Consider the following 22,889-nt stretch of genomic DNA (forward strand, 5'->3'; position numbering starts at 1 on the left):
ATGCGTTCCGAGCTTCCCGCACCCCAGACGTTCCCGGCATCCGAGGCATCCACGGCGCCCCCGGCACCGGAGGTGCCCCCCGTGTCGCCCGCGCCTGCGGTCTCGGCGTCCGAGCTCTCGGCCCCTGGGATCCCGGCCTCGGAGATCTCGGCCTCCGCGGTCTCGCTGGTCCGGGACCACACGGTCTACTCCTGCGTGATGGGGTCACGTGCCTTCGGGCTGGCCACGGACGGCAGCGACACGGACCGCCGGGGCGTCTTCCTCGCCCCGACGGCGCTGTTCTGGCGATTCGAGAAGCCGCCGACGCATGTCGAGGGCCCGGCGGAGGAGCAGTTCAGCTGGGAGCTGGAGCGGTTCTGCACGCTCGCGCTGCGCGCCAACCCGAACATCCTGGAGTGTCTGCACTCCCCGCTCGTCGAGCACGTCGACGACACCGGGCGCGAACTCCTGTCCCTCCGTCAGGCGTTCCTCTCCCGCCAGGCGCACGAGACGTTCGCCCGCTACGCGCTGGGCCAGCACAAGAAGCTGGAGGCCGACGTCCGCAAGTACGGCGCCCCGCGCTGGAAGCACGCCATGCATCTGCTGCGCCTGCTGATGAGCTCGCGCGACCTGCTGCGCACCGGGGTCCTGACGGTCGACGTCCTGGAGCAGCGCGAGCCGCTGCTCGCAGTGAAGCGGGGCGAGGTGTCCTGGGCCGAGTTCGAGCGCTGGATGTCCCGGCTGGCGGCGGAGACCGACGCGGCTGCCGCCCACAGCCCGCTCCCGTCCGAGCCGGACCACGCGCGCGTGGAGGACTTCCTGGTCCGGGTCCGCCGTGCCTCAGCGCTCCGGGACACCGCCGGAGGCCGGTAGACCTTCCCGGCCACCCACCGGACCCGGGAAGCCCGCCGGACCCCGGACACCGTCCTGGCCTCCCCGGACACCGTCCAGCCGGACCCTGACCACGAAGGCGTGCAGAGCGTCGTACGCGGAGGGGGCGTCCGGCAGCGCCGAGGCGTCCTGCGCCTCGTCGAGGAGCCTGTGCAGCCGCTCCACGTCCTCCGCCACGCGTGCGCGCGGGACGTCCGCGGCCCCGTGCTCCCGCTCCGCCTTCGCGGCGATCAGGTCCGGCAGATACGCGGGGGACTCGATCTGCCCGGCCAGCGTGGGCAGATCGGCCTGCACCTCGCCACTGCGCATGAGGTGGACGCCGGTGAGCAGCACACGGAACGTGTAGAGCAGCGGCTTGAGTTCGCCGCTCTTCTCGAACAACCGCCACTGGGTGGTCGCGAACCCCCGGTAGTGGTGGGCGTGATGGCGGGTGAGGACCCCCGGGGCGAGCGAGATCAGTTCACGGTGCTCGTCTCCGGTGTGCACGACCAGCGGCGAGAGCAACTGCTCCAGCACGTAGCCGTTGCGCCGCAGCATCAGCCGTACGAACTTGCGCAGGTCGTGGGTGACCAGGTCCATCTCGACGCCGCTCTCCCACCACATGCGGGACCGGGTCTCCTCCGGTTCGCGCAGTCCGACGAGGTCGGCCGTCGGCAGCAGATGGACGCCGCGCAGGTCGACGTCGGAGTCGCGCGAGGGGAAGCCGTACAGGTGTGCCCCGGAGACGGTGGCGAAGAGCACGGGGTCGGGCTGTTCGCCCACCACGCTCGTCAGGTCGGTACCGGTACCGAGGAGGTCTGTCATCCCTCAAGCATCCCAGAGCGCCCCCAGCGACATGAGGTCGCTCTGGTACTCGATGCGGTCGGCCCAGGCCGTCGGCCAGGCCTCCGAGCCGTGGTGGGCCCCGGCGAACGCCCCGGTCAGGCAGGCGATGGAGTCGGAGTCGCCCGAGGTGCAGGCGGCCCGGCGCAGCGCCGTGACGGGTTCGTCGGCGAACATCAGGAAGCACAGCAGGCCGGTGGCGAGTGCCTCCTCGGCGATCCAGCCGGCGCCGGTGGCGAGGCAGGGGTCGTCCTCGGGAGAGGCGGTGCGCAGGGCGTTCCGGAGGTTGTCCAGGACGGCGATGCACTCGTCCCAGCCGCGGGAGATGTACTGCTCCGGTGTGGCGTCATGACAGAAGGTCCACAGGTCGCCGAGCCAGCGGGAGTGGTAGTGGTGCCGGTTCTCGTGCGCGTACGAGAGCAGCAGGCCGATCAGGGCCGCCGGTTCGACGCCCTGGCTGAGCAGCCGGACGGCGTGCGCGGTGAGGTCCGAAGCGGCGAGCGCGGTGGGGTGGCCGTGGGTGAGCGCGGCCTGGAGCTGCGCGGCGCCCGCGCGCTGTTCGTCACTGAGCCCGCCGACGAGTCCGACGGGTGCCACGCGCATGTTGGCGCCGCAGCCCTTGGAGCCGGTCTGGCTCGCCTCCTGCCAGCGGAGTCTGTCGTCCTTGAGGAGGTTGCAGGCGACGAGGCAGGTGCGGCCGGGCGCGCGGTTGTTCTCCGGCGACAGGTACCAGTCCACGAACTCCTCGCGCACCGGCCGTTCCATCCGCAGCGGGCCGAGCAGACCGCTGTCCATGGCGGTGCGCAGCCCCTTCGCCAGCGCCAGCGTCATCTGGGTGTCGTCGGTGACGATCGCGGGCCTGGGCAGCGCCATCTGCCGCCAGGGGCCGCACTTTTCGAGGATCTCGGGCACGGTGTTGAACTCGGTGGGGAACCCGAGCGCGTCGCCGAGGGCCAGGCCTATGAGGGAACCGGTGGCGGCGCGCTTCGCTAGGGTCGTGCTGGTCATCGGGGCCATCCTTACGAGGTGGGACGCAGCAGGGGTGGGTGCAGAACCTTGGCGCCGCCCGCGCGGTAGAGGGCGGCGGGTTTGCCGCGGCCGCCGGTGAGACGCACGGCGCCGGGGACCTGTTCGACGAATCCGGGTGTGGCGAGGACCTTGCGCCGGAAGTTGGGCCGGTCGAGCGCGGTGCCCCACACCGTCTCGTAGACCTGCTGCAGCTCTCCGAGGGTGAACTCGGGCGGGCAGAAGGACGTGGCGAGACAGGAGTACTCCAGTTTGGCGCCCACGCGTTCGTGGGCGTCCGCGAGGATCCGGTCGTGATCGAAGGCGAGCGGGCCGAGCGCGTTGAAGCGCAGCCACTGCGCCTGCGCCGCGTCACCGCCGCCGTGCGGTTCGGGAGCGTCGGGCAGCAGCGCGGCGAACGCGACGGAGACGACCCGCATGCGGGGGTCGCGGTCGGGTTCGCTGTAGGTGCGCAGCTGTTCCAGATGGAGTCCCGAGACGTCCGACAGACCGGTCTCCTCGGCGAGTTCACGCCGGGCCGCCGCCTCCGCCGACTCGCGGGGCAGCACGAAGCCGCCGGGCAGGGCCCAGCGGCCGGCGTACGGTTCCCGGCCCCGCTCGATCAGCAGCACCTGGAGCGCGCCCGCGCGCACCGTCAGGACGGCCAGGTCGACGGTGACGGCGAAGGGCTCGAAGGCGTACTTGTCGTAGCCCTCGGGTGCCGCGCCCCCCGGCGCACGGCTTTCCCCTGTCGCCACCCTCGCACCCTCTCTTTATGGTCAGCCTGACCATGGTCAGTGCGACTATAAAGGAGGCGTGAGGGTGTCAACAAGATTCCCGGCCAGGGAAGTTGCGGCTTCCCGAAGCCGGGACGGGAGATCTGGCGGCCCTTCCCGCGGGTGCGGTGGAGGACGGGCCGGTCGCCGGACCCGGGCGCACGACGCCTCCGGCCGCGGGACCTCGGCAGCGTGCACGTCCGGTTCCTGCGCCCGAGCGCGCGCCGGAGCGAGGGCGGCCACGAGCGCTCCGGCGGCTGCGACTCCCGCCGGGACCCACAACGCCGGACCACAGCCGTCGACCGAGTCGTCCGCCGAGCCGTAGTCCCCGTAGCGCGTGAACACGGCCGGTCTGGACCAGGCCGGGTGCGGCCACGAGCGGTGAGGCGGCGAGCAGCCCCGTGCGCGCGGGCCGGTGTCAGTACCGCGCCGGGTGCGCCCGCGGCGACGACGCGGGCGCCGAGTCGTCAGGCGGGCTGGACGGTGATGGTGCAGAGGCGCTTGGTGGCCCGGGTCAGGGCTACGTACAAGTCCCTTTCCCCACCGGGGCGGGCCGTGATGATCTCCTCGGGGTCCAGGACGACGACCCCGTCGAATTCCAGGCCGCGTGCTTCGGACGCCGGCACGATGCGTGCGTGGTGAGCGATGCGCCGGGCCGTCAGCTCGCTCACCCTGGTGTCCGCGCAGATCACTCCCAGAAGCTCGCCCGGGTGCGCGGTGTTCTGGGCGCGGAGTTCCTGAACGACGGCGGTGACCAACCCGTCCGGAGGTGTGGTCACGGTGCGAGGGCTCTCACCGCTTCGCAGTGACCGTGTGGGCTTCTGGTCCGGAGCGATCCGCGTGAGCAGGTCCCGGACGCTCTCCAGGATCTCCTGCGTGGTGCGGTAACTGACAGTCAGGTTGTGCAGTTTGAACCGCGGTCCGACGTGCGGGCTCAGCGCTTCCTTCCAGTCGCGCGCTGTCGCGACCGGGCCTGCCTGGGCGAAGTCACCCACCAGCGTCATCGCCCTTGCCGGGCAGCGGCGGACGATCATCCGCCACTGCATGGCGGTCAGTTCCTGCGCCTCGTCGACGACGACGTGCCCGTACGTCTGCTCGGGGGGCCCGTCGACCAGGCTCGCCGCCTCGTCCAGCAACGGCACATCGGCATCGGTCCACGGGTCGTCCGGACCGCGCAGCAGAAGGGACCGCTCCTGCGCGGTCAGGCGGGGCAGGCGCTCGGCGAGAGCGCCGGCGTTCGCCAGGAGCGCCTTCACGAGGTCACCGGGTACCAGCCGCGGCCACAACACCTCGACCGCTCGGTCGACGCCGGCGTCGACGAGGAGATCCGCTCGGATGGCGTCCAGGTCCAGCTCGTGGGCGGGACCCGAGTCGGCCGCACCTTCGGCACGGCGCTGGGCGGCTCCCGTGAACCGGTCGAGGTTGATGCCCGTCATCCTTTCGGCATCGGCGTCGATCTGCTCCAGGAGGTCGCCCATGTCTCGTTGCATCGCGTCGGCGACGGCGTCGACCAAGAGCTCTTTGAACACCTGGCGCGCGGGGTTGTGCCCCAGTGCGGCTGCCACGGCGGCGTCGCGTGCCGTGGCGACGTCCTCGCCGGACAGGTGAACCAGTTCCTTTCCGACCCGCACGGTGAAGTCACCGGCGGGGGCTTGGTGGACGCGCAGCAAGCCGGCCAAGGCGTCGGCGAAGTCGGAGCCGCCCTTGAGGCGCGCCGTATCGAACGGGTCCACCGCGTCCGCGGACACTCCGGCCAGTTCCCGGCAGGTCGCCAGAACGACGTCGTTCTCTCCGAGCGAGGGAAGGACCTGGGAGATGTAGTCGAGGAACCGGGCGTTCGGGCCCACCACCAGGACACCCTCCTCCGCGGCGCGCGGGAACGCGTACAGGACGTAGGCCGCCCGGTGCAGGGCGACCACCGTCTTGCCGGTGCCGGGCCCGCCCTGCACCACGGTCACCCCGCGGTGGGCGGAGCGGACGATCTCGTCCTGCTCGGCCTGCAGCGTCGCGACGGCCGCGTGCATCCTGCCCGTACGCCGTGCCGACAGGGCCTCGGTCAGCGGGCCGTCCCCCACGACGTCCTCGTCGGTCGGGGCGGTCCCGTCCAGCAGTTCGTCGCTCACCGAGATGACCGTGCGCTCCTTGAGGCGCAGGTGCCGGCGCCGCCGCAGGCCCATCGGGTGGACCGGTGTCGCCTCGTAGAAGGGCCGCGCCGCGTTCGCGCGCCAGTCCAGGAGCAGAGGCAGGTCATCCCCCTCCGTATGCAGTCCGATCCGCCCGATGCGCAGGGCCGTGCCGTCCGTCCAGTCGATGCGCCCGAAGACCAGCCCCCTTTCGGCGCCCTCCAGCCGGCCGATTTCTTTGGCCAGACGCTCGGCGGCGATTTCTCTCTCGTATGCCTCACCGGCGCTTTCCGCCGGGGCCTTCAGCACACTCGCTCGGTGTACTCGCGCCTCGGAAAGCCGCTCGGTGAGCAACTCATATAAGGAGGACACATAATCCCGCTCCGATTCAACCGCACGCACAGCGGGATCATTCATTTTCGACAACAGGGGGCTCCTTCGATTCGAGCCACACCATACGGTCAAAGTTCCCTAAAGGTAAGTCTTGACTTACCTGGTGAGCCATGACCCTGCGGCTGAATCCATGGCGGCTGACCGTATTGCGTACCGCGCATTCCGCCGTTCCGTATATCGCCAATTGCGCTTCCGATGCCCGCCTGCCTGCCTTATGGCGAGCCCGCCCTTGGATGCCGACGATGTTTTGCCGGGCTCGGGGAAAGGGGGAAGATCCGGCAAGGCGACCGGCTCCATCGAGCTCGCCGCCAGGGGGCATCCGGTCGCTTCGTCCGGCGACGCGACCGAGGGGACGAGCACAGACCGGGTTAAGCCCTCTACCGGTCCACCACTGCCCGACCCGTGCCGACGGCCCCGTCTCGGGACCGCAGCACCACGCCGCCGTCGGTCGCGGCCGACCCGGAGAACGGATCGGTGAACTCTCACCCCGTTCGCCGCCGCGCCGCCCGGCGGCAGGCACGCCCGTGCCCGGACCGTCCAATCCGGCCCCACCCCGCCCTGCCCAAACCGGAATCGCCGATCTTCGGCCTCCGCGTCTTTGACGTCGTCAAAGGAACGAATGGCGACAGGCGCGGCGGGCGTCCAATGAACCCGGCTTTCCAGGGCGCGGCGGCGGAGCCGATCCCATCGGATCCGATGACGGCTGATGACAGGCAGGGTTTGCTGACAGCCAGGGTCGAATGCGACCACCACAACGGGGAGCGGCATGGCCGACATGACCAATCCGGTCTGAAAGCTCGTGTCGACCGATCAGCAGTCGACCGACCGTCAGAACCTGGTGCTGGACGAGGCCGGGATCGGGGCCTCGGTCGTCTTCGAGGAGCAGGTCTACCACTCGGTCCACGCCGAGGCCACGCCACCGAAGCCGCGAAACCTGGAAGTACTACGCCCCCGGCGACCACACGCGACAGCCACCGGCCGTCACCGGCCTCAGCCCGTCAACGCCCGGAGGCAGCACCAACCGATTCGATGACACCGCGCCAGGTCCTGCGATAGCCCTCGCGAAGAGGCCCGCCGACCAGGTCGAGGATCCCGGAAGCCGCGTCGATCATGAGTCCTGGGTCTCCCGATCTGCACAGGTGCAGGTGCCCTTCGAGCAGGGCGGCCCCACGCTCCGCGTCCGCCTCCAGAAGACGCCGCGGCAGCCACTTCCCGCCGCCGATCCACGCGTGGTGGTAGTCGCAGAGCAGATCGGCCGCGGCGTTGAGAACGAACCCGGCCACCGCGAGGCGCTCGATCTCGTCGCCGGCGTCGGCGAGATCATCCAGCGCGTCCGTCAGTCCGTACCTCTTCGTCTCGACCGTCTCCGCTTCCAGCGCCGGCGGACCATCACGGAGGTCCGCATCGGCCAGGGCACGGGCGCGTCCGGCCTCACCATTCGTGTCGACCAGGACGAGACCGGTGGCATACATGCTCTGCAGGACCGCGCGACGTGCAGCTACGTCCGCGGCGAAAAGATCCGCGAGACCGGCGCGAGTGTGGATGAAGAGCTCCACGACACGTCCCTCGAACCGGATCGTCTCCCGGCAGGTCTCGCCACCGTCCCCGACGAGCACCGCGATGTCCAGGTCACTGCTCGCAGTGGCCCGCCCCGCGGCCGTCGACCCGGCGAGGATCACGACGAGCGCATCGGGAAAACGGTCACACGCAAGACGTCGAGCCTGGTCGACGGGGTCCGGGGTCATGCCGGTCAGGGTTTCAGGAACCTGGTGTCGACAGCGACTGGGTTTTCCGTTCCCACCGGCTCGACCGCCACGGACCGTCACGGATCCGAGAGCGCGGAGCACGGATGCGGAGCACGGATACAGACCAGCCGAACAACGATCTCCACCAGTGCGCTACCCCTCACGCAGTCGGCCGCGTGCCCGGCTCGGCCACCAGGTCCTCCTCCGGCCCGACCTCGTCGGGCCGGGCACGCGCGCGCTGGAGGGTGCGCTCGACCGCCGCGGTCGACGTGTCGGGCAGGGCGGCCACCTCGGAGGCCCGCCAGGCCGGCACGTCCCGCAGGATGAGCACGGCCCGCTGCCGCGCGGGCAGGTTCTGCGGCGCGGTGACCAGTGCGAGCCGCGGGCTTCCGCGCGCCGCGACGACGGTCGCCGGGTCGACGAGCCCGTCCGGCAGCGCCTGGAGCCAGGGGATGTCCGTCACGGGGGCCCGCAGAGGCTCCTCGGGCGCGTCTCCCGGCCCGCGGGGGCCTGGTGGGCAGCGGAGGCGCCCCCGCCCCTCCAGGGCCGTCAGACACGCGTTGGCGGCGATCCGGTAGAACCAGGTGCGCAGGGAAGCCCGGCCCGAGTATCCCCGGTATCCCCGGTATCCCTCGTAGGACCGCCAGGCCCGCAGATACGTCTCCTGCACGAGGTCCTCGGCGTCGTCGGCCGAGCCGAGCATGCGGTAGCAGTGGGCGAGCACCTCCCGCCGGTACGGGGCGGTCAGCCTGACACGCTCGTCGCGGTCCGACGTCGCGGTCATCGCCGCTTCCTTCGCTCGAACCGGGGCGCGCCGGCCCACCGGTGGTCCGTTCACCGGTACAGACCGGCGGGCGCGAAAACGAATCGGCCGGCCCCGGAGAAGTTCCGGGACCGGCCGTCGTATGCGTGGAGCGTCCGCGGGCCGCGAGAGCCGCGGGGCTCCCGGATCACCCCAGAGGGACTCCGGGGTCAGCCGCGGGGCTTCCGGGGTTAGAGACCGACCTCGGCCATGAGCATGCCGACCTCGGTGTTCGACAGGCGGCGCAGCCAGCCCGACTTCTGGTCGCCCAGGGTGATCGGACCGAAGGAGACGCGCACGAGCTTGTCGACCGGGAAACCGGCCTCGGCGAGCATGCGGCGCACGATGTGCTTGCGGCCCTCGTGCAGGGTCACCTCGACGAGGTAGTTCTTGCCGGTCTGCTCGACGACACGGAAGTGGTCCGCCTTGGCGTACCCGTCCTCCAGCTGGATGCCGTCCTTCAGCCGCTTGCCCAGGTCGCGCGGGATCGGGCCGACGACGTGCGCGAGGTAGACCTTCTTCACGCCGTACTTCGGGTGGGTCAGGCGGTGCGCCAGCTCGCCGTGGTTGGTGAGCAGGATGACACCCTCGGTCTCGGTGTCGAGCCGGCCCACGTGGAAGAGCCGCGTCTCGCGGTTCGTCACGTAGTCGCCGAGGCACTGGCGGCCCTCGTTGTCCTCCATCGTGGAGACGACACCGGCCGGCTTGTTCAGCGAGAAGAACTGGTACGACTGCGTCGCGACGGTCAGCCCGTCGACCTTGATCTCGTCCTTCTCCGTGTCGACGCGCAGCCCCTGCTCCAGGACGATCTGGCCGTTGACCTCGACCCTGGCCTGATCGACCAGCTCCTCGCAGGCCCGCCGGGAGCCGTAGCCCGCTCGCGCGAGGATCTTCTGCAGGCGCTCGCCCTCCTCCTCGGCACCCGGGAAGGTCTTGGGCAGCTTGATGTCCGGCTTGCCCGCGTACCGGTCGCGGTTGCGCTCCTCGGTCCGGGTCTCGTACTCACGGGAACGCGCGGGCTCCGTACGGCCGCCGCGCTGCTGGCCCTGCTTGGGGCCGCCCTTGGCACCACCGCGCGCCGAGGCTCCGCGCCCGGACTTGGGGCCTTCATGCGTGCCCCCGGGGCCTACGTCGTAGCGGCGCTCCTCGGGACGGGGCTTGCTGGGACGCTTCGGCTGGTCGTCGCGTCCTGCCGCCGCGCTCCTCGGCTGGGAGCCGCTCCCACCGGTTCCGCGCGTGCCGCTCCCGCCGGTTCCGCGCGAGCTGCCGCTGCCACGCGGGCCGCCGCCGCCGGTCCCCCGGGAGCCGCCGCCACCGGTCCCGCGGGAGCCGGCGCCGCCACCGGTCCCCCGGGAGCCAGCGCCTCCACCGCTCCCGCGCGAACCACTGCTCCCGCCGGTTCCCCGCGGGTTGCCGCGCCCGCTGTTCTTGCCACTACCACTGCCACTGCTTCGCATCAAAGTTCCGTCGTCGTCGTGTCGTCTGCATCTGCATCCGGTGCATCCGGATCGAACGACGGGACCCCTTCCAGCGTCTCGGCCTCGATCGCGTCCGCCTCGGGGAGGAAGGGCGCGAGCTCCGGGAGCTCGTCCAGACCGCGCAGGCCCATTCGCTCCAGGAAGTAGTTCGTCGTCGTGTACAGGATCGCACCTGTTTCGGGTTCCGTGCCCGCCTCCTCGACCAGACCGCGCTGGAGGAGGGTGCGCATCACGCCGTCACAGTTGACTCCGCGGACCGCCGAGACCCTTGATCTGTTCACCGGCTGGCGGTACGCGACGACGGCGAGCGTCTCCAGGGCCGCCTGGGTGAGACGGGCCTGCTGACCGTCCAGGACGAAGCGTTCGACGGCGCTCGCGTACGCCGGACGCGAGTAGAAGCGCCAGCCGCCCGCGATCAGTCTGAGCTCGAAACCGCGGCCCTGGACGGTGTACTCGTCGGCCAGTGCGCGCAGCGCGTCCGCGATCTGCCGTCTGGGCCGCTCCAGGATCTTGGCGAGGTGTTCCTCGGTGGCCGGCTCGTCCACCACCATCAGGACGGCCTCCAGGGCGGGCCGGAGATCGAGGTCGGCGACGGTGCGCGGCCCCGCGGGGGTGTCGGTGGTCTCCTCGCTCACGCCTTCTCCTCCTTGGTCCCGCGCCCGGTCTCTTCCTTCACCGCTTCCGGGGGCCGGTCGAACTCGTCGGTCACCCGCGGCCGGTCGTCGCCCTCCCCGCCCGTCCAGCGCACCATGAGGTCCCCTAGGGCCTCCTCCTGGTCCAGGGCGACGACCTTCTCCCGGTAGAGCTCCAGCAGGGCCAGGAAACGGGCGACCACGGTGAGGGTGTCGTCGGTGTCCTCGACGAGCGAGCGGAAGCTGGCCTCGCCGAGTTCCCGGAGTCGCGCCACCACGATCCGGGCCTGCTCCTGCACGCTGACGAGCGGCGCGTGGATGTGGTCGACGTACACCTGGGGCTTGGGTTTCGGCTGCATCGCCTTCACGGCGAGCTTCGCGAACCCCTCCGCCCCGATGCTGATCACGACCTCGGGCAGCAGCTCGGCGTACTGCGCCTCCAGGCCGACGGTCCGGGGGTAGCGGCGGGCCTCCTCTTCGAGGCGCGCGTTGAAGATGTCCGCGATCTGTTTGTACGCGCGGTACTGGAGCAGCCGCGCGAACAGCAGGTCCCTGGCCTCCAGGAGGGCGAGATCGGCCTCGTCCTCGACCTCGGCGGTCGGCAGCAGCCGGGCCGCCTTCAGGTCGAGCAGCGTCGCCGCGACGACCAGGAACTCGGTGGTCTGGTCGAGGTCCCAGTCCGGGCCCATCGCCCGGATGTGCGCCATGAACTCGTCGGTGACCTTGGAGAGCGCCACTTCCGTGACGTCGAGCTTGTGCTTGGAGATCAGCTGGAGCAGCAGGTCGAAGGGGCCCTCGAAATTCGAGAGCCGCACCTTGAAGACACCGTCGGCGGAGTCGGCGGGAGCGGCCTCGGAGCCCTCGGGGGCCGCTCCGGGCCGCGTGGGTTCGGACCCCGTGGGTTCGGGCCCCGTGGCCGGTCCGGACGCCTTTCCTGGCGTCGCCGACCGCTCGACGGGCGTGCCTGGCGAGGCGGACGGCGCGGACACGTCCGCGGAAACGGCACCCGGCGAGGTGACCGCCGCGGCCGCGGCCACCTCGACCGGCCCCGCGGACACCGCGGCCGGTTCGGCGCCCTCTTTGGGGACCCCGGAGGGCATGACCGGCGTCCCGGACCCGGCGAACGGCCCAGACGCCTCCGTGACCGCCTCAGGCAGACCCTCCGGCGTCCTTGGCCCCACCGACGGCCCAGACGCCTCCGTGGGCGCCTCGGAGGGCTCGGGCGGTGTCTCGGGTCCCCCGGACCCCTCGGCGCCCTCACGGAGCGTCCCGGAGGGCTCGGCGGGCTTCCCTCGCCGCTCGGTGGGCTTCGGGGGTGCCGATGATGCCGGGGGCGCCCCGGCGGGCTCGGTCACCTCTCCGGCCGCCGCCGATCGCTCCGGCGGCCCCGCGGGCGTCACGGACGGCTCAGTGCCGCCTCCAGGCATTCGGGGCGGCCCGGACGGCGTCTCGGTTCCCCCGGGCTCCTCGGCGTCCTCCCGGGGCGTCCCGGGAGGTTCGGCGGGGGCCTTCGGCGGTTCGGCGGACGGGCCCGGCGGCCCGGACGGCGTCCCGGCCGGTGCCGGCGCGGTCCCCGGACCACGCCCCAGCGCACGCCGACGGCCGCCGGAGGCGGCGGACGGGGGCGGGACGTTCGAGGTCATAGCCGTCGAAGGCTACCGCTACCGCCCGCGCAGCCGTCGTACGAGAATGCTCGCGTCCCCGCGGGATTCCAGATCGGCGAGGACCACGGCGACCGCCTCGCGGACGATCCGCCCGCGGTCGACGGCGAGGCCGTGTTCCCCGCGGAGCACCAGGCGCGCGTGTTCGAGGTCCATCAGCTCCTCGGCGGACACGTACACGGTGATCTTCTCGTCGTGCCGCTCCCGCCCGCTGGGCCTGCGGTTCGCGGCACGCCCCCGCTTGCGGGACGACTGCACGGACGTGGAGGGGGCGGCAGACCCTTCCTGCGCCGGCTGGCGCCGCCCCGAGCGGTCCGGGGCCGCGCCCCGGCTGCGGGACTCTCCCGCGTCGGACGACTCGGCGCCGGCGGCGACATGTTCGTCGCCCTCCCCGTCACCGCCCTGGACGGGCACCGACTGGGGCGCGTCCTCCCCGGCCGCGGCGTCGCTCTCGCCGGCCGGAGCCGGCACCCTGGCCTCGCCGTTGGTCCGGCGGTTGGGGGTGGACGACTGGAGCGCCATGCCCCCGGTGGTACGGAACAGTTCGTCGGCCCCCGGCAGACTCACTCGGCGTGACACCGGGCGAGCACCTCCCTGGCGAGCTGGCGATAGGCGGCGGCGCCGACGGAGTTGGAGGCGTAGGTGGTGATCGGCTCACCGGCGACCGTGGTCTCCGGGAAGCGGACGGTCCGGCCGATCACGGTGTGGTAGACGTGATCGTCGAAGGCCTCGACGACGCGCGCGAGCACCTCACGGCTGTGCACCGTGCGGGAGTCGTACATCGTGGCGAGGATGCCGTCCAGCTCCAGCTCGGGGTTGAGCCGCTCCTGGACCTTCTCGATGGTCTCGGTGAGCAGCGCGACACCGCGCAGCGCGAAGAACTCGCACTCCAGCGGCACGATCACCTTGTGGGCCGCGGTCAGCGCGTTCACGGTGAGCAGGCCGAGGGAGGGCTGACAGTCGATCACGATGTAGTCGTAGTCGGCCAGCAGCGGCTTCAGGGCGCGCTGCAGCGTGGACTCGCGGGCGACCTCGCTCACCAGCTGCACTTCGGCGGCGGACAGGTCGATGTTGCTGGGCAGCAGGTCCATGTTCGGGACCGCCGTCTTCAGGAGCACCTCGTCGGCCGCCATGCCCCGCTCCATGAGCAGGTTGTAGACGGTGAGGTCGAGCTCCATCGGGTTGACGCCGAGACCCACGGACAGCGCGCCCTGCGGGTCGAAGTCGACGAGCAGCACCCGGCGTCCGTACTCCGCGAGCGCGGCTCCCAGGTTGATGGTCGACGTGGTCTTGCCCACGCCGCCCTTCTGGTTGCACATCGCGATGATCGTCGCGGGGCCGTGACTGGTCAGCGGACCCGGGATCGGGAAGTACGGCAGCGGGCGCCCCGTCGGGCCGATGCGCTCACGGCGCTGACGGGCCGCGTCGGGCGCGAGCGTGGCCGCGTACTCCGGATCGGGCTCGTACTCGGCGTCGGGGTCGTAGAAGTGCCCCTCGGGCAGTTCGTCGTAGTCGGCGAAGTGGGTGTGGTTCTCGCCACTTCCGTTGCCGGCCATGGCGTTCACGTGATGGCCATCCATGCTCGGGTGTGCTGTCTGAGTCATCCGGGGACTCTGATGGGCTGCGAAGGTGCGGACAGCGACGGAGCCGACAGCCTCGAGCCCCGTGGGGCTCTGGCCCCGCGCCGGCATTCCTGGTTGACCACCCCCGGGAGTAAATGTCGACTCATTCACAAGTCGTCTTACCTCCTTGGTGACCAGGAAACTTCTCGATAGGTCAGCGTGGCACCATGCCGACGGTTGGCGACTCTATGGCGTGTCACCGGTCCGCAGCAACACAATCCGCCGGACCCGACCCGATGTGTCGGCAACCGAACACCCCTCTGTCAAGGGCGTAAGGCCGTCGCACGGCAGGTTTCACCGGTGTGCGAATCGGTTGAAGAGTTATGTTCGTGGCGAGTTGAACGAGTGTCGCAAAGTGACCCGACACACACCCGGCCGGACCTTGTCTGGCAAGGTCCGGCCGGGTGAGCGGTGTTGACGACCTGTGTTGACGTATCGCCTTTTGTCGGCCCGGAGTCGGCCGCGATGTCGACTTCCGGGGCCACCGGGAACTCAGCCGAGCAGGCTCTCCAGCTCGACGTGCTCCAGCCCGTGGGACTCGGCGACCTCGCGGTAAACGACCTTGCCGTCATGCGTGTTGAGACCCTTGGCCAGCGCGTTGTCACGGCGCAGCGCCTCGACCCAGCCCCGGTCGGCGAGCTCGACGATGTACGGCAGCGTGGCGTTGGTCAGTGCGTACGTCGAGGTGTTGGGCACCGCGCCGGGCATGTTGGCGACGCAGTAGAAGACCGAGTTGTGGACCGGGAAGGTCGGCTCGGCGTGCGTGGTGGGACGCGAGTCCTCGAAGCAGCCGCCCTGGTCGATCGCGATGTCGACAAGGACACTCCCGGCCTTCATCCGCGAGACGAGCTCGTTGGTGACCAGCTTCGGAGCCTTGGCGCCGGGGATCAGCACGGCGCCGATGACGAGGTCGGCCTCGAGGCAGGCCTTCTCCAGCTCGAAGGAGTTGGAGACGACGGTCTGGATCTTCGTGCCGAAGATCTTGTCCGCTTCCTTGAGCTTGTTGATGTCGCGGTCGAGCAGCGTCACGTGGAAGCCCATGCCGATGGCGATCTGCGCGGCGTTCCAGCCGGAGACCCCGCCGCCGATGACGACGGCCTTGGCCGCCAGCACCCCGGGGACACCGCCGGGCAGGACACCGCGGCCGCCGTTGGCGCGCATCAGGTGGTAGGCGCCGACCTGCGGGGCGAGCCGGCCCGCGACCTCGGACATCGGGGCGAGCAGCGGCAGCGCGCGGCTCGGCAGCTCGACGGTCTCGTACGCGATCGCCGTGGTGCCGGACTCCAGGAGGGCGTCCGTGCACTCCTTGGACGCGGCCAGGTGCAGGTAGGTGAAGAGGGTCTGGTCCTTGCGGAGGCGGTGGTACTCCTCCGCGATGGGCTCCTTGACCTTCAGCAGCAGGTCGGCGACGGCCCAGACCTCGTCGGCGGTGGGCAGGATCTGCGCACCGGCGAAGACGTACTCCTCGTCCGTGATCGAGGAGCCGACACCGGCGTTCTGCTCGACGAAGACCTGGTGGCCGTGGCGCACGAGCTCGTGCACTCCGGCGGGGGTGATGGCCACCCGGAACTCGTTGTTCTTGACCTCGCGGGGGATGCCGACCTTCACGTCGATCACGGTCCTTGACTCAGAGGGCTCTGGGGCTATGCATGCCGAGGCGATGCAAGCCAGGCAATGCATGTCATACCCGACGTACGGGAGCACACCGGGAGACACCACGGAAGAACGCGGCGGAGCCAGTCTAATGAAGGGGTTCTCTGTGTCTAGCCTTTCAATGCATCAATCTTCAGTGGATGCACTGCGGATTTCGTAGGCGTTAGCGTCGTGTTCCATGCTGGATGCGCTCTCCGGGAGCTCATCTCCCAGCATGCGCTCGGCCGCCGCGCGGTGCAGCCGGGCGGCAGCCGGGTCGCCTAGCCGGTCCAGGGTGTCGGCCAGCCTGAGCTGGAGCGCGGCCTGCAGGCGTACGTCGTCCGCGCGACGCGCCCATTCGACCGCCTCCTGGCAGGTACGCAGTGACTCCTCGGGCCGCCCCGCGTACTCCTGGACGCGCGCCATCTCGCTCAACGCCCTTGCCTGGGAGGCGACATCACCGTTCTTGCGGTGCCCGGCGACCGCGGCGCGCCAGTTGACCTGCGCCTCGCCGTAGCGGCCCGCGTAGGTGTGCGCGGTGGCGAGGCGCCCGTACAGCCGGGCGGCGTCCACGCGCTCGTCCCGGGCGAGCCGCTGGGCGAGCGCCCTGCCGTACCAGTCGGCGGCCCGGTCGTAGTCCCCGAGCTCCTGGTGGGCACCGCCTACGGATTCCATCGCGCGGCCGGTCGCGTACGGGTCGTTCGCCTCGCGTCCGGCGTCGAGCGCGGCGCGGTAGCGGGCGAGGGCGTCGCTGCCGCGGCCGGTCTGCGCGTCCAGGTCGGCCAGGTTGAGCAGGGCCGCGGCCTTCTCGCGTGGCAGGTTCCGGCGTTCGGCGACGTCCAGGACGAGCCGGTGGATCCCGTACAGCTCGGACGCCGCGGCCCGGGTGCCGAAATGGGCGACCATCGCCCGCACCAGGGCGGCCATCAGCCGGCGGGCGAGGGTGTCCAGCTCCCCGTCGGCGACCGCCAGCCGGGCCGAGGCGAGCAGTGCGGGCAGCCGGACCCGCAGCCAGTCCTCGGCCGCCCGGGGGCTGGAGAAGCGCAGGGCACGCGGCATTCCGGCGAGCTTCTCGCGGGCCGGCGAGCTGTCGGTCTCGGTGATGGCGCGGCAGGACACCAGGAGTCGCACGGTCCGCTCCAGCATCCGGGCGCGGGCGAGCTGCACCTCGGCGGGCCGGTCATGGGTGTCGACGAGTGCCCGGAGCAGTGGCTGGAAGCAGCCGGGGACCTCGTACCGCGGCAGCGGCGAGGGAATCGCCCGCAGCAGGCCGAGGGCGACGAACTCGTCCAGCGAGGTGTGCGCCGCCTGGACCGAGCAGCCGGCCAGCGCGGAGGCGGTGTGGGGGTCGACGAGGCCCGCGGGGGCCAGCGAGAGCAGTCGCAGTATCCGCGCGGCGGTGCTCGGCAGGGAGGCGTACGAGAGGCGGAAGACGCGGGCCAGCGGGGTGCCGTCCTCCCCCTCGGTGCGCAGCTGCTTGGCGAGGTCGGCGACGGCGGAGGCGGGGCGCGCGGCGAGCCAGCCGCCGGCCAGCACCAGCGCGGTGGGCTGGCCCGCGCACAGTTCGACCAGCCCTTCGGCGGCGAGCGGGTCGACGGTGATGCGCACCGAGCCGGTGAAGTGGTCGAGGAGTTCGAGGGCGGACTTGGTGTCGAGACCGCCGAGGGTGCAAGGGCGGACGTCCGCGATTCCGGTCAGTGGGCCGCCCGACACGGCGATGACCAGGCAGTCCGGGGAGTCGGGCAGCAGCGCGTCGACCTGTTCGGCGTCGGCCGCGTCGTCGAGCAGGAGCACCGCCCGGCGGATCGCGAGGGCCTCGCGCAACCGCTCGCCGAGGTCGTCGGCGTCGGCTCCGGGGGGCGTGGACAGTCCGAGGGCGGTGAGCAGTTCCCGCGCGGTGTCCTCGGTGGGGACCGGCGTGCCGTCGGGTTCGGTGAGCTTGGCGCGCAGTGTGCCGTCGGGGTAACTCTCGGCGACCTGCGCGGCGAGTTGAGCGGCGAGCGCGGTGCGGCCGGAGCCGGGCTTGCCCGCGATGAGCAGCACCCGGGCCCGCGGGGCCTTGCGGCCCGCGATGGTGTCGAGGCCCGCCCGCTCGATGTCCGCCCGGAGTTCCTTCAACTCTCTTGCACGGCCCAGGAACTGACCCTTCGTAGGAGCGGACCCGGCAGCCGGGCGCTGCCCCTTGGCCGACACCTTGGTGCCGCCGTCGTCCACCACCTGATCCGCCACGGGCCACGCTCCCGTTCCACTGCACGCGCAAGCCCGCCGGGACTCCGGTTCGGGCGTTTCCAGAGCCTAGTTCACGCTCTGCGACGATCCGGGCGGAGCGCGGCGGGGACGTCCCCCGATCGGATCAGCCGATCGTAGGACCGGCACCCTCGGACGGGCGTACACGCCCCGTCCGAGGTGGGGCGCCGGGACGCCGGAAGCGTCATGTAGGCGGAACCGGACCGCCCGAGGAGCGCTTCGGGTACGGGGGTCAGACCTCGAAGGGGCGTGCGGGCCACGGCGCCTCGGCCGCGCGCAGCGCGTCGAGTCCGTCGCCCTGCCGTGCGGCGACGAGCGAGAGGACGCCCACGGCGAGGCAGTTGTTGTGCAGATCGCCGGCGAGCACGCCTCGGACGAGTTCGCCGAGGGGGACGCGGGCCAGCTCCATGTCGGCCTCCTCGTCCTCGACCTCGAACCGCTCGCCCTGCGCCTCGGAGAGATCGCGGGCCAGGAAGATCCGGATGGCCTCGTCGCAGCCGCCGGGCGTCGTGTAGACGTCGGTCAGCACGCGCCAGCTCTCCGCCTTGACGTGCGCCTCTTCGTAGAGCTCGCGCTGGGCGGCGTGCAGCGGGTTCTCGCCGGGGATGTCGAGCAGGCCCGCCGGGATCTCCCACAGCTTCTGGCGCACCGGGTGGCGGTACTGGCGCAGGACCAGGACACGGTCCTCGGAGTCCAGGGCGAGCACGGCCACGGAGCCCGGGTGGACCTGGTAGTCGCGGCGGGCGACCGATCCGTCGGGCATGACCACGTCGTCGGTGCGCACCGAGGTCTTGTTGCCCTTGAAGGGGGTCTCGGTCGCCCGGACCTCCCACTCCTCGGGGGTGTCCTTGATCGTCATGGCCTGTCCTCCCACACGCAAGAAGAGTCCGGTCCGGTGACGGATCCGGGGCACGCGCCCGGCGGGAGAACCCGCGGACCCGCACCCCGGTCACCGTACAACCTGGTGTTACCTGGTCTTACTTGCCCGTCTTGCGTGCCACCGCGGCCTTGACCAGGCCCGCGAAGAGCGGGTGCGGCCGGGTCGGGCGGGAGCGCAGCTCGGGGTGCGCCTGCGTCGCGACCAGGTACGGGTGGACATCGCGCGGGTACTCGACGTACTCGACGAGCTTGCCGTCCGGGGAGGTGCCGGAGAACTGCAGACCGGCCTTCTTCTCCAGCTCGGCGCGGTAGGCGTTGTTCACCTCGTAGCGGTGGCGGTGCCGCTCCTCGACGTACTCCTTGCCGTCGTACACCTCGCGCACGATCGACCCCTCGGCGAGCTTGGCCGGATACATGCCCAGGCGCATGGTGCCGCCCATGTCGCCCTCGCCCGCCACGATGTCGAGCTGCTCGGCCATCGTGGAGATGACCGGGTGGCCGGTGCCGGAGTCGAACTCGGTGGAGTTGGCGTCGGGGATGTCGGCCAGGTTCCGCGCGGCCTCGATCACGATGCACTGCAGGCCCAGACAGAGACCGAGCAGCGGGATCTTGTTCTCGCGGGCGTACTGGATCGCGCCGACCTTGCCGGACACACCGCGGTCGCCGAAGCCGCCGGGGATACAGATCGCGTCGACGTCGCCGAGCTGCTTGGCAGCGCCCGCGGGGGTCTTGCAGTCGTCCGAGGTGACCCACTTGATCTTGACGCGGGCCTTGTTCGCGAAACCGCCGGCGCGCAGCGCCTCGGTGACCGAGAGGTAGGCGTCGGGCAGGTCGATGTACTTGCCGACGAGCGCCATGGTGATCTCGTGGACCGGGTTGTGGACGCGGTCGAGCAGGTCGTCCCAGGTCGTCCAGTCCACGTCGCGGAACGGCAGGTCCAGCTTGCGCACGACGTAGGCGTCCAGGCCCTCGGTGTGCAGGACCTTCGGGATGTCGTAGATCGACTTGGCGTCGATCGCGGCGACCACGGCGGCCTCGTCGACGTCGCACATCAGCGAGATCTTGCGCTTGATGGCGGTGGGCACCTCGCGGTCGGCCCGCAGCACGATCGCGTCCGGCTGGATACCGATGTTGCGCAGCGCGGCGACCGAGTGCTGCGTCGGCTTGGTCTTCAGCTCGCCCGACGGGCCGATGTACGGGAGGAGCGAGATGTGCACGACGAACACGTTGTCGCGGCCGACCTCGTGACGGACCTGGCGGACCGTCTCCAGGAAGGGCAGCGACTCGATGTCGCCGACCGTGCCGCCGACCTCGGTGATGACGACGTCGACGTCGTCGGCGGCCATACGGCGGATGCGGTGCTTGATCTCGTTGGTGATGTGCGGGATGACCTGCACGGTGTCACCGAGGTACTCGCCGCGCCGCTCCTTGGCGATGACGGTGGAGTACACCTGGCCGGTGGTCACGTTGGCCGAGCCGTCCAGGTCCACGTCGAGGAAGCGCTCGTAGTGCCCGATGTCCAGGTCCGTCTCGGCGCCGTCGTTGGTGACGAACACCTCGCCGTGCTGGAACGGGTTCATGGTGCCGGGGTCGACGTTCAGGTACGGGTCGAGCTTCTGCATCGTGACCCGCAGACCCCGCGCCTTGAGCAGCGCGCCCAGGCTGGAGGCGGTCAGTCCCTTGCCGAGGGAGGAAGCGACACCCCCGGTGACGAAGATGTGCTTGGTCGTCGTGGCTGTGCTGTTTCGAAAAGCACTGGGCGGCATGGCCAAGAGGGGGCTCCCGTGGTCGCGGTCTGGGGTGCGTGCCGGCGTGGGGCCCGGAGATTTCCGGGGGTGCCGTCGCTGCGGTTCGGGGGTTTCTTGCCCACCGGTCCACGGGCTACCAGGGTATCAGCGACACGACGAGGCCGCTTCCGGCCACGCTCCGCGCACACCCGGGCACGCAGCTCGCACACCGCTCACTCGATCGGCTCAGCCGGGTTGCCCGGAGCAGCACGCGGATCTTCCACGTGCGTCGTATCCTGCTCGGACACTCGCTGCCGAGCCTTCCGGCACACGGCACCATCCCGCACGTATCCGGAACAAAGAGGGCCTGTCAGTTCGTTTCGAGACGACAATCGCATCGCCCATCGCACCGACAACTGACGTTTCGCAGCGACGCACGACGGACGTCCTCCATCATCGACGTTCCGCAGGTATCGACCATCCCATTGCCTACCGTTCCGCAGTACCTACGTTCCCTTTGACCGCAAGAGCGACCGCCCCGCGAAGGGGCGACGTGGCCGTTCGACTGGAGATGCACGTGGCCGGGCGCATCGAGGACTACGCACTCATCGGAGACATGCAGACAGCAGCGCTGGTCTGCCGGGACGGCACAGTCGACTGGCTGTGCCTGCCCCGCTTCGACTCCCATGCCATCTTCGCGGGACTGCTGGGTACGGAGGAACACGGATTCTGGCGGCTGGGGCCCGCGCACGCGGCCGACGCCCAGCCTCCCACCGCGAGTCGCCGCCGGTACCGCGGCGACTCGCTGATCCTCGAATCCGAGTGGGACACTCCGCGCGGCACGGTCCGGGTGACCGATTTCATGCCCCCGCGTGACGGCGCGCCGCAGCTGATCCGGATCGTCGAGGGCGTCACCGGCCGGGTGCCGATGCGCTCCGCGCTGCGGATGCGTTTCTCGTACGGCCGTGTGGTGCCCTGGGTGCACCGGCACGAGGGGCGCACGGTCGCGGTCGCCGGACCCGACTCGGTCTGGTTCGACACGGACTGCGAGACGTACGGCAAGGATCTGACGACGTACGCCGACTTCACGGTGGCGCCGGGCGACCGGATCGCGTTCACCATCTCGTGGGAGCCCTCGCACAAGCAGCCGCCCGCGCTGCCCGAACCGGAGCAGTCCCTGGAGGCGACCGAGGAGTTCTGGCGCGACTGGGTCGACCAGTGCACGTACCACGGCCCCTACCGCGAGGCGGTCGTCCGCTCCCTGATCACACTGAAGGCCCTGACGTACGCGCCCACGGGTGGCATCGTCGCCGCGCCCACCACCTCCCTCCCGGAGGAGATCGGCGGCGTACGCAACTGGGACTACCGCTACACCTGGCTGCGCGACGCGGCCATCACCCTCTCTTCGCTGCTGCGCACGGGCTACCGCGAGGAGGCCCGCGCCTGGCGCGAGTGGCTGCTGCGCGCGGTCGCGGGCGACCCCGAGAACCTGCAGATCATGTACGGCATCGCGGGGGAACGGGAGTTGGGCGAGGCCGAGCTCGACTGGCTTCCCGGGTACGAGGGTTCGGCGCCCGTCCGGGTCGGCAACGGCGCCGCGCACCAGCTCCAGCTGGACGTCTACGGCGAGGTCACCGAGGCCCTGCACCTGGCCCACATGACGGGCCTGTCCCGCAACGACTACGCCTCGCTGCTCCAGTTGAAGCTGATCCGCTACCTGGAGGACCACTGGGACCAGCCGGACGAGGGAATCTGGGAAGTCCGGGGCCCGCGGCGGCACTTCGTGCACTCCAAGGTGATGGCCTGGGTCGCCGTCGACCGCACCATCAAGCTCGTCGAGTCCGGGGACGCGGACGGCCCGCTGGAGAAGTGGCGCGAACTGCGCGACGACATCCACCGGGACGTGTGCGAGAAGGGCTACGACAAGGACCGGAACACGTTCACCCAGTCGTACGGCTCGAAGGAACTCGACGCCTCGCTGCTGCTCATCCCGCAGATGGGCTTCCTGCCGCCGGACGACAAGCGGGTGATCGGCACCATCGAGGCGATCCAGCGGGAGCTGTCCACCTCGGACGGCTTCATCCTGCGCTATCCGACCTCCGGTGAGGACGCGGGCGTGGACGGTCTGGAGGGCGACGAGGGCGCCTTCCTCGCCTGCTCGTTCTGGATGGCCGACGACCTCGCGATGATCGGCCGGGTCGACGAGGCCCGCAAGCTCTTCGAGCGGCTGCTGGCCCTGCGCAACGACCTCGGGCTGCTGGCAGAGGAGTGGGACCCGCGCCTGCAGCGCCAGGTCGGGAACTTCCCGCAGGCCTTCAGCCACGTTCCGCTGATCGACACGGCCCTGCGGCTGACCGCGAGCGGCGCGTACGGCGGCTGAGCCCGCCCCGGATCGGGCGCCCGGGGTACGGCCTCTCCGGCGCGCCCGATCCGCCGTACCCGCCTAGCCTGGAACCAGTCCTGTCCCCTGATGGA

17 protein-coding genes are annotated in these 22,889 nt (G+C 70.9%); 2 read left to right on the forward strand and 15 right to left on the reverse strand.

The genetic code is table 11. The features are described 5' to 3' along the window. Entirely contained in the window at window positions 1–852 is an 852-nt protein-coding gene (locus tag ACFYW8_RS28740) for a DNA polymerase beta superfamily protein (protein ID WP_389082598.1), read from the forward strand. Here ACFYW8_RS28740 and ACFYW8_RS28745 read toward each other — a convergent pair. From ACFYW8_RS28745 to ACFYW8_RS28815, 15 genes are all read right to left on the reverse strand, one after another. Beyond that, window positions 820–1,674, reverse strand: a complete 855-nt coding sequence (locus ACFYW8_RS28745; protein ID WP_389082603.1) for a DNA polymerase beta superfamily protein — start codon at window positions 1,672–1,674, stop codon at window positions 820–822. The two genes, ACFYW8_RS28740 and ACFYW8_RS28745, sit on opposite strands and share 33 nt — an antisense overlap. Before the next feature lie 3 nt (window positions 1,675–1,677). Then, window positions 1,678–2,700, reverse strand: coding sequence for an ADP-ribosylglycohydrolase family protein (locus ACFYW8_RS28750; RefSeq protein ID WP_389082607.1), 1,023 nt, complete (start codon window positions 2,698–2,700; stop codon window positions 1,678–1,680). An 11-nt stretch (window positions 2,701–2,711) separates the two neighbouring features. Further along, complete coding sequence (locus ACFYW8_RS28755; protein WP_389082612.1) at window positions 2,712–3,455, reverse strand: NUDIX domain-containing protein; 744 nt, start codon at window positions 3,453–3,455, stop codon at window positions 2,712–2,714. A 485-nt stretch (window positions 3,456–3,940) separates the two neighbouring features. Then, window positions 3,941–5,905, reverse strand: a complete 1,965-nt coding sequence (locus tag ACFYW8_RS28760; RefSeq protein WP_389082615.1) for a HelD family protein — start codon at window positions 5,903–5,905, stop codon at window positions 3,941–3,943. Between the two features lie 1,082 nt (window positions 5,906–6,987). Continuing rightward, on the reverse strand, window positions 6,988–7,734 hold the full coding sequence (locus ACFYW8_RS28765) for a nucleotidyltransferase domain-containing protein (protein WP_389082618.1): 747 nt from the start codon (window positions 7,732–7,734) through the stop codon (window positions 6,988–6,990). A 160-nt stretch (window positions 7,735–7,894) separates the two neighbouring features. Further along, on the reverse strand, window positions 7,895–8,518 hold the full coding sequence (locus ACFYW8_RS28770; protein ID WP_389082623.1) for a sigma-70 family RNA polymerase sigma factor: 624 nt from the start codon (window positions 8,516–8,518) through the stop codon (window positions 7,895–7,897). A gap of 209 nt (window positions 8,519–8,727) precedes the next feature. Then, the gene (locus ACFYW8_RS28775; protein ID WP_389082628.1) at window positions 8,728–9,993 is read right to left on the reverse strand and encodes a pseudouridine synthase; all 1,266 of its coding nucleotides are present in this window, start codon (window positions 9,991–9,993) and stop codon (window positions 8,728–8,730) included. After that, window positions 9,993–10,649, reverse strand: coding sequence for an SMC-Scp complex subunit ScpB (gene scpB, locus ACFYW8_RS28780; RefSeq protein WP_389082633.1), 657 nt, complete (start codon window positions 10,647–10,649; stop codon window positions 9,993–9,995). The genes ACFYW8_RS28775 and scpB overlap by 1 nt, the downstream gene beginning before the upstream one ends. Continuing rightward, window positions 10,646–11,746, reverse strand: a complete 1,101-nt coding sequence (locus ACFYW8_RS28785; RefSeq protein WP_389082638.1) for a segregation/condensation protein A — start codon at window positions 11,744–11,746, stop codon at window positions 10,646–10,648. The genes scpB and ACFYW8_RS28785 overlap by 4 nt, the downstream gene beginning before the upstream one ends. Before the next feature lie 561 nt (window positions 11,747–12,307). Further along, complete coding sequence (locus ACFYW8_RS28790) at window positions 12,308–12,886, reverse strand: hypothetical protein (RefSeq protein ID WP_365876906.1); 579 nt, start codon at window positions 12,884–12,886, stop codon at window positions 12,308–12,310. Continuing rightward, on the reverse strand, window positions 12,871–13,998 hold the full coding sequence (locus tag ACFYW8_RS28795; protein ID WP_365876908.1) for a ParA family protein: 1,128 nt from the start codon (window positions 13,996–13,998) through the stop codon (window positions 12,871–12,873). Before ACFYW8_RS28795 ends, ACFYW8_RS28790 begins: the two co-directional genes overlap by 16 nt. A gap of 423 nt (window positions 13,999–14,421) precedes the next feature. Continuing rightward, window positions 14,422–15,546, reverse strand: a complete 1,125-nt coding sequence (gene ald, locus ACFYW8_RS28800; RefSeq protein WP_365876910.1) for an alanine dehydrogenase — start codon at window positions 15,544–15,546, stop codon at window positions 14,422–14,424. A gap of 162 nt (window positions 15,547–15,708) precedes the next feature. Continuing rightward, entirely contained in the window at window positions 15,709–17,790 is a 2,082-nt protein-coding gene (locus tag ACFYW8_RS28805; RefSeq protein WP_389082647.1) for a tetratricopeptide repeat protein, read from the reverse strand. A 250-nt stretch (window positions 17,791–18,040) separates the two neighbouring features. Then, window positions 18,041–18,667 (reverse strand): NUDIX domain-containing protein, encoded by a 627-nt coding sequence (locus tag ACFYW8_RS28810; protein ID WP_389082652.1) that lies wholly within the window; start codon window positions 18,665–18,667, stop codon window positions 18,041–18,043. Window positions 18,668–18,785: 118 nt separating this feature from the next. After that, complete coding sequence (locus ACFYW8_RS28815; protein WP_365876952.1) at window positions 18,786–20,453, reverse strand: CTP synthase; 1,668 nt, start codon at window positions 20,451–20,453, stop codon at window positions 18,786–18,788. 538 nt (window positions 20,454–20,991) lie between these two features. Between ACFYW8_RS28815 and ACFYW8_RS28820 the strand changes: the two genes are divergently transcribed. Further along, window positions 20,992–22,794 carry a glycoside hydrolase family 15 protein gene (locus tag ACFYW8_RS28820; protein ID WP_365876954.1) on the forward strand — a complete coding sequence of 601 codons (1,803 nt, stop codon included), beginning with the start codon at window positions 20,992–20,994 and terminating at the stop codon, window positions 22,792–22,794. Window positions 22,795–22,889: the final 95 nt, after the last annotated feature.

The sequence above is a fragment of the Streptomyces sp. NPDC002742 genome (assembly GCF_042888885.1).
Lineage (GTDB): Bacteria > Actinomycetota > Actinomycetes > Streptomycetales > Streptomycetaceae > Streptomyces.

Coding starts and splice junctions, on each gene's coding strand:
- ACFYW8_RS28815 (WP_365876952.1), bottom strand. CDS start 20,453: ATGCCGCCCAGTGCTTTTCGAAACAGCACAGCCACGACGACCAAGCAC.
- ACFYW8_RS28765 (WP_389082618.1), bottom strand. CDS start 7,734: ATGACCCCGGACCCCGTCGACCAGGCTCGACGTCTTGCGTGTGACCGT.
- ACFYW8_RS28750 (WP_389082607.1), bottom strand. CDS start 2,700: ATGACCAGCACGACCCTAGCGAAGCGCGCCGCCACCGGTTCCCTCATA.
- ACFYW8_RS28740 (WP_389082598.1), top strand. CDS start 1: ATGCGTTCCGAGCTTCCCGCACCCCAGACGTTCCCGGCATCCGAGGCA.
- ACFYW8_RS28745 (WP_389082603.1), bottom strand. CDS start 1,674: ATGACAGACCTCCTCGGTACCGGTACCGACCTGACGAGCGTGGTGGGC.
- ACFYW8_RS28795 (WP_365876908.1), bottom strand. CDS start 13,998: ATGCCGGCGCGGGGCCAGAGCCCCACGGGGCTCGAGGCTGTCGGCTCC.
- ACFYW8_RS28810 (WP_389082652.1), bottom strand. CDS start 18,667: ATGACGATCAAGGACACCCCCGAGGAGTGGGAGGTCCGGGCGACCGAG.
- ACFYW8_RS28785 (WP_389082638.1), bottom strand. CDS start 11,746: ATGCCCTCCGGGGTCCCCAAAGAGGGCGCCGAACCGGCCGCGGTGTCC.
- ACFYW8_RS28770 (WP_389082623.1), bottom strand. CDS start 8,518: ATGACCGCGACGTCGGACCGCGACGAGCGTGTCAGGCTGACCGCCCCG.
- ACFYW8_RS28775 (WP_389082628.1), bottom strand. CDS start 9,993: ATGCGAAGCAGTGGCAGTGGTAGTGGCAAGAACAGCGGGCGCGGCAAC.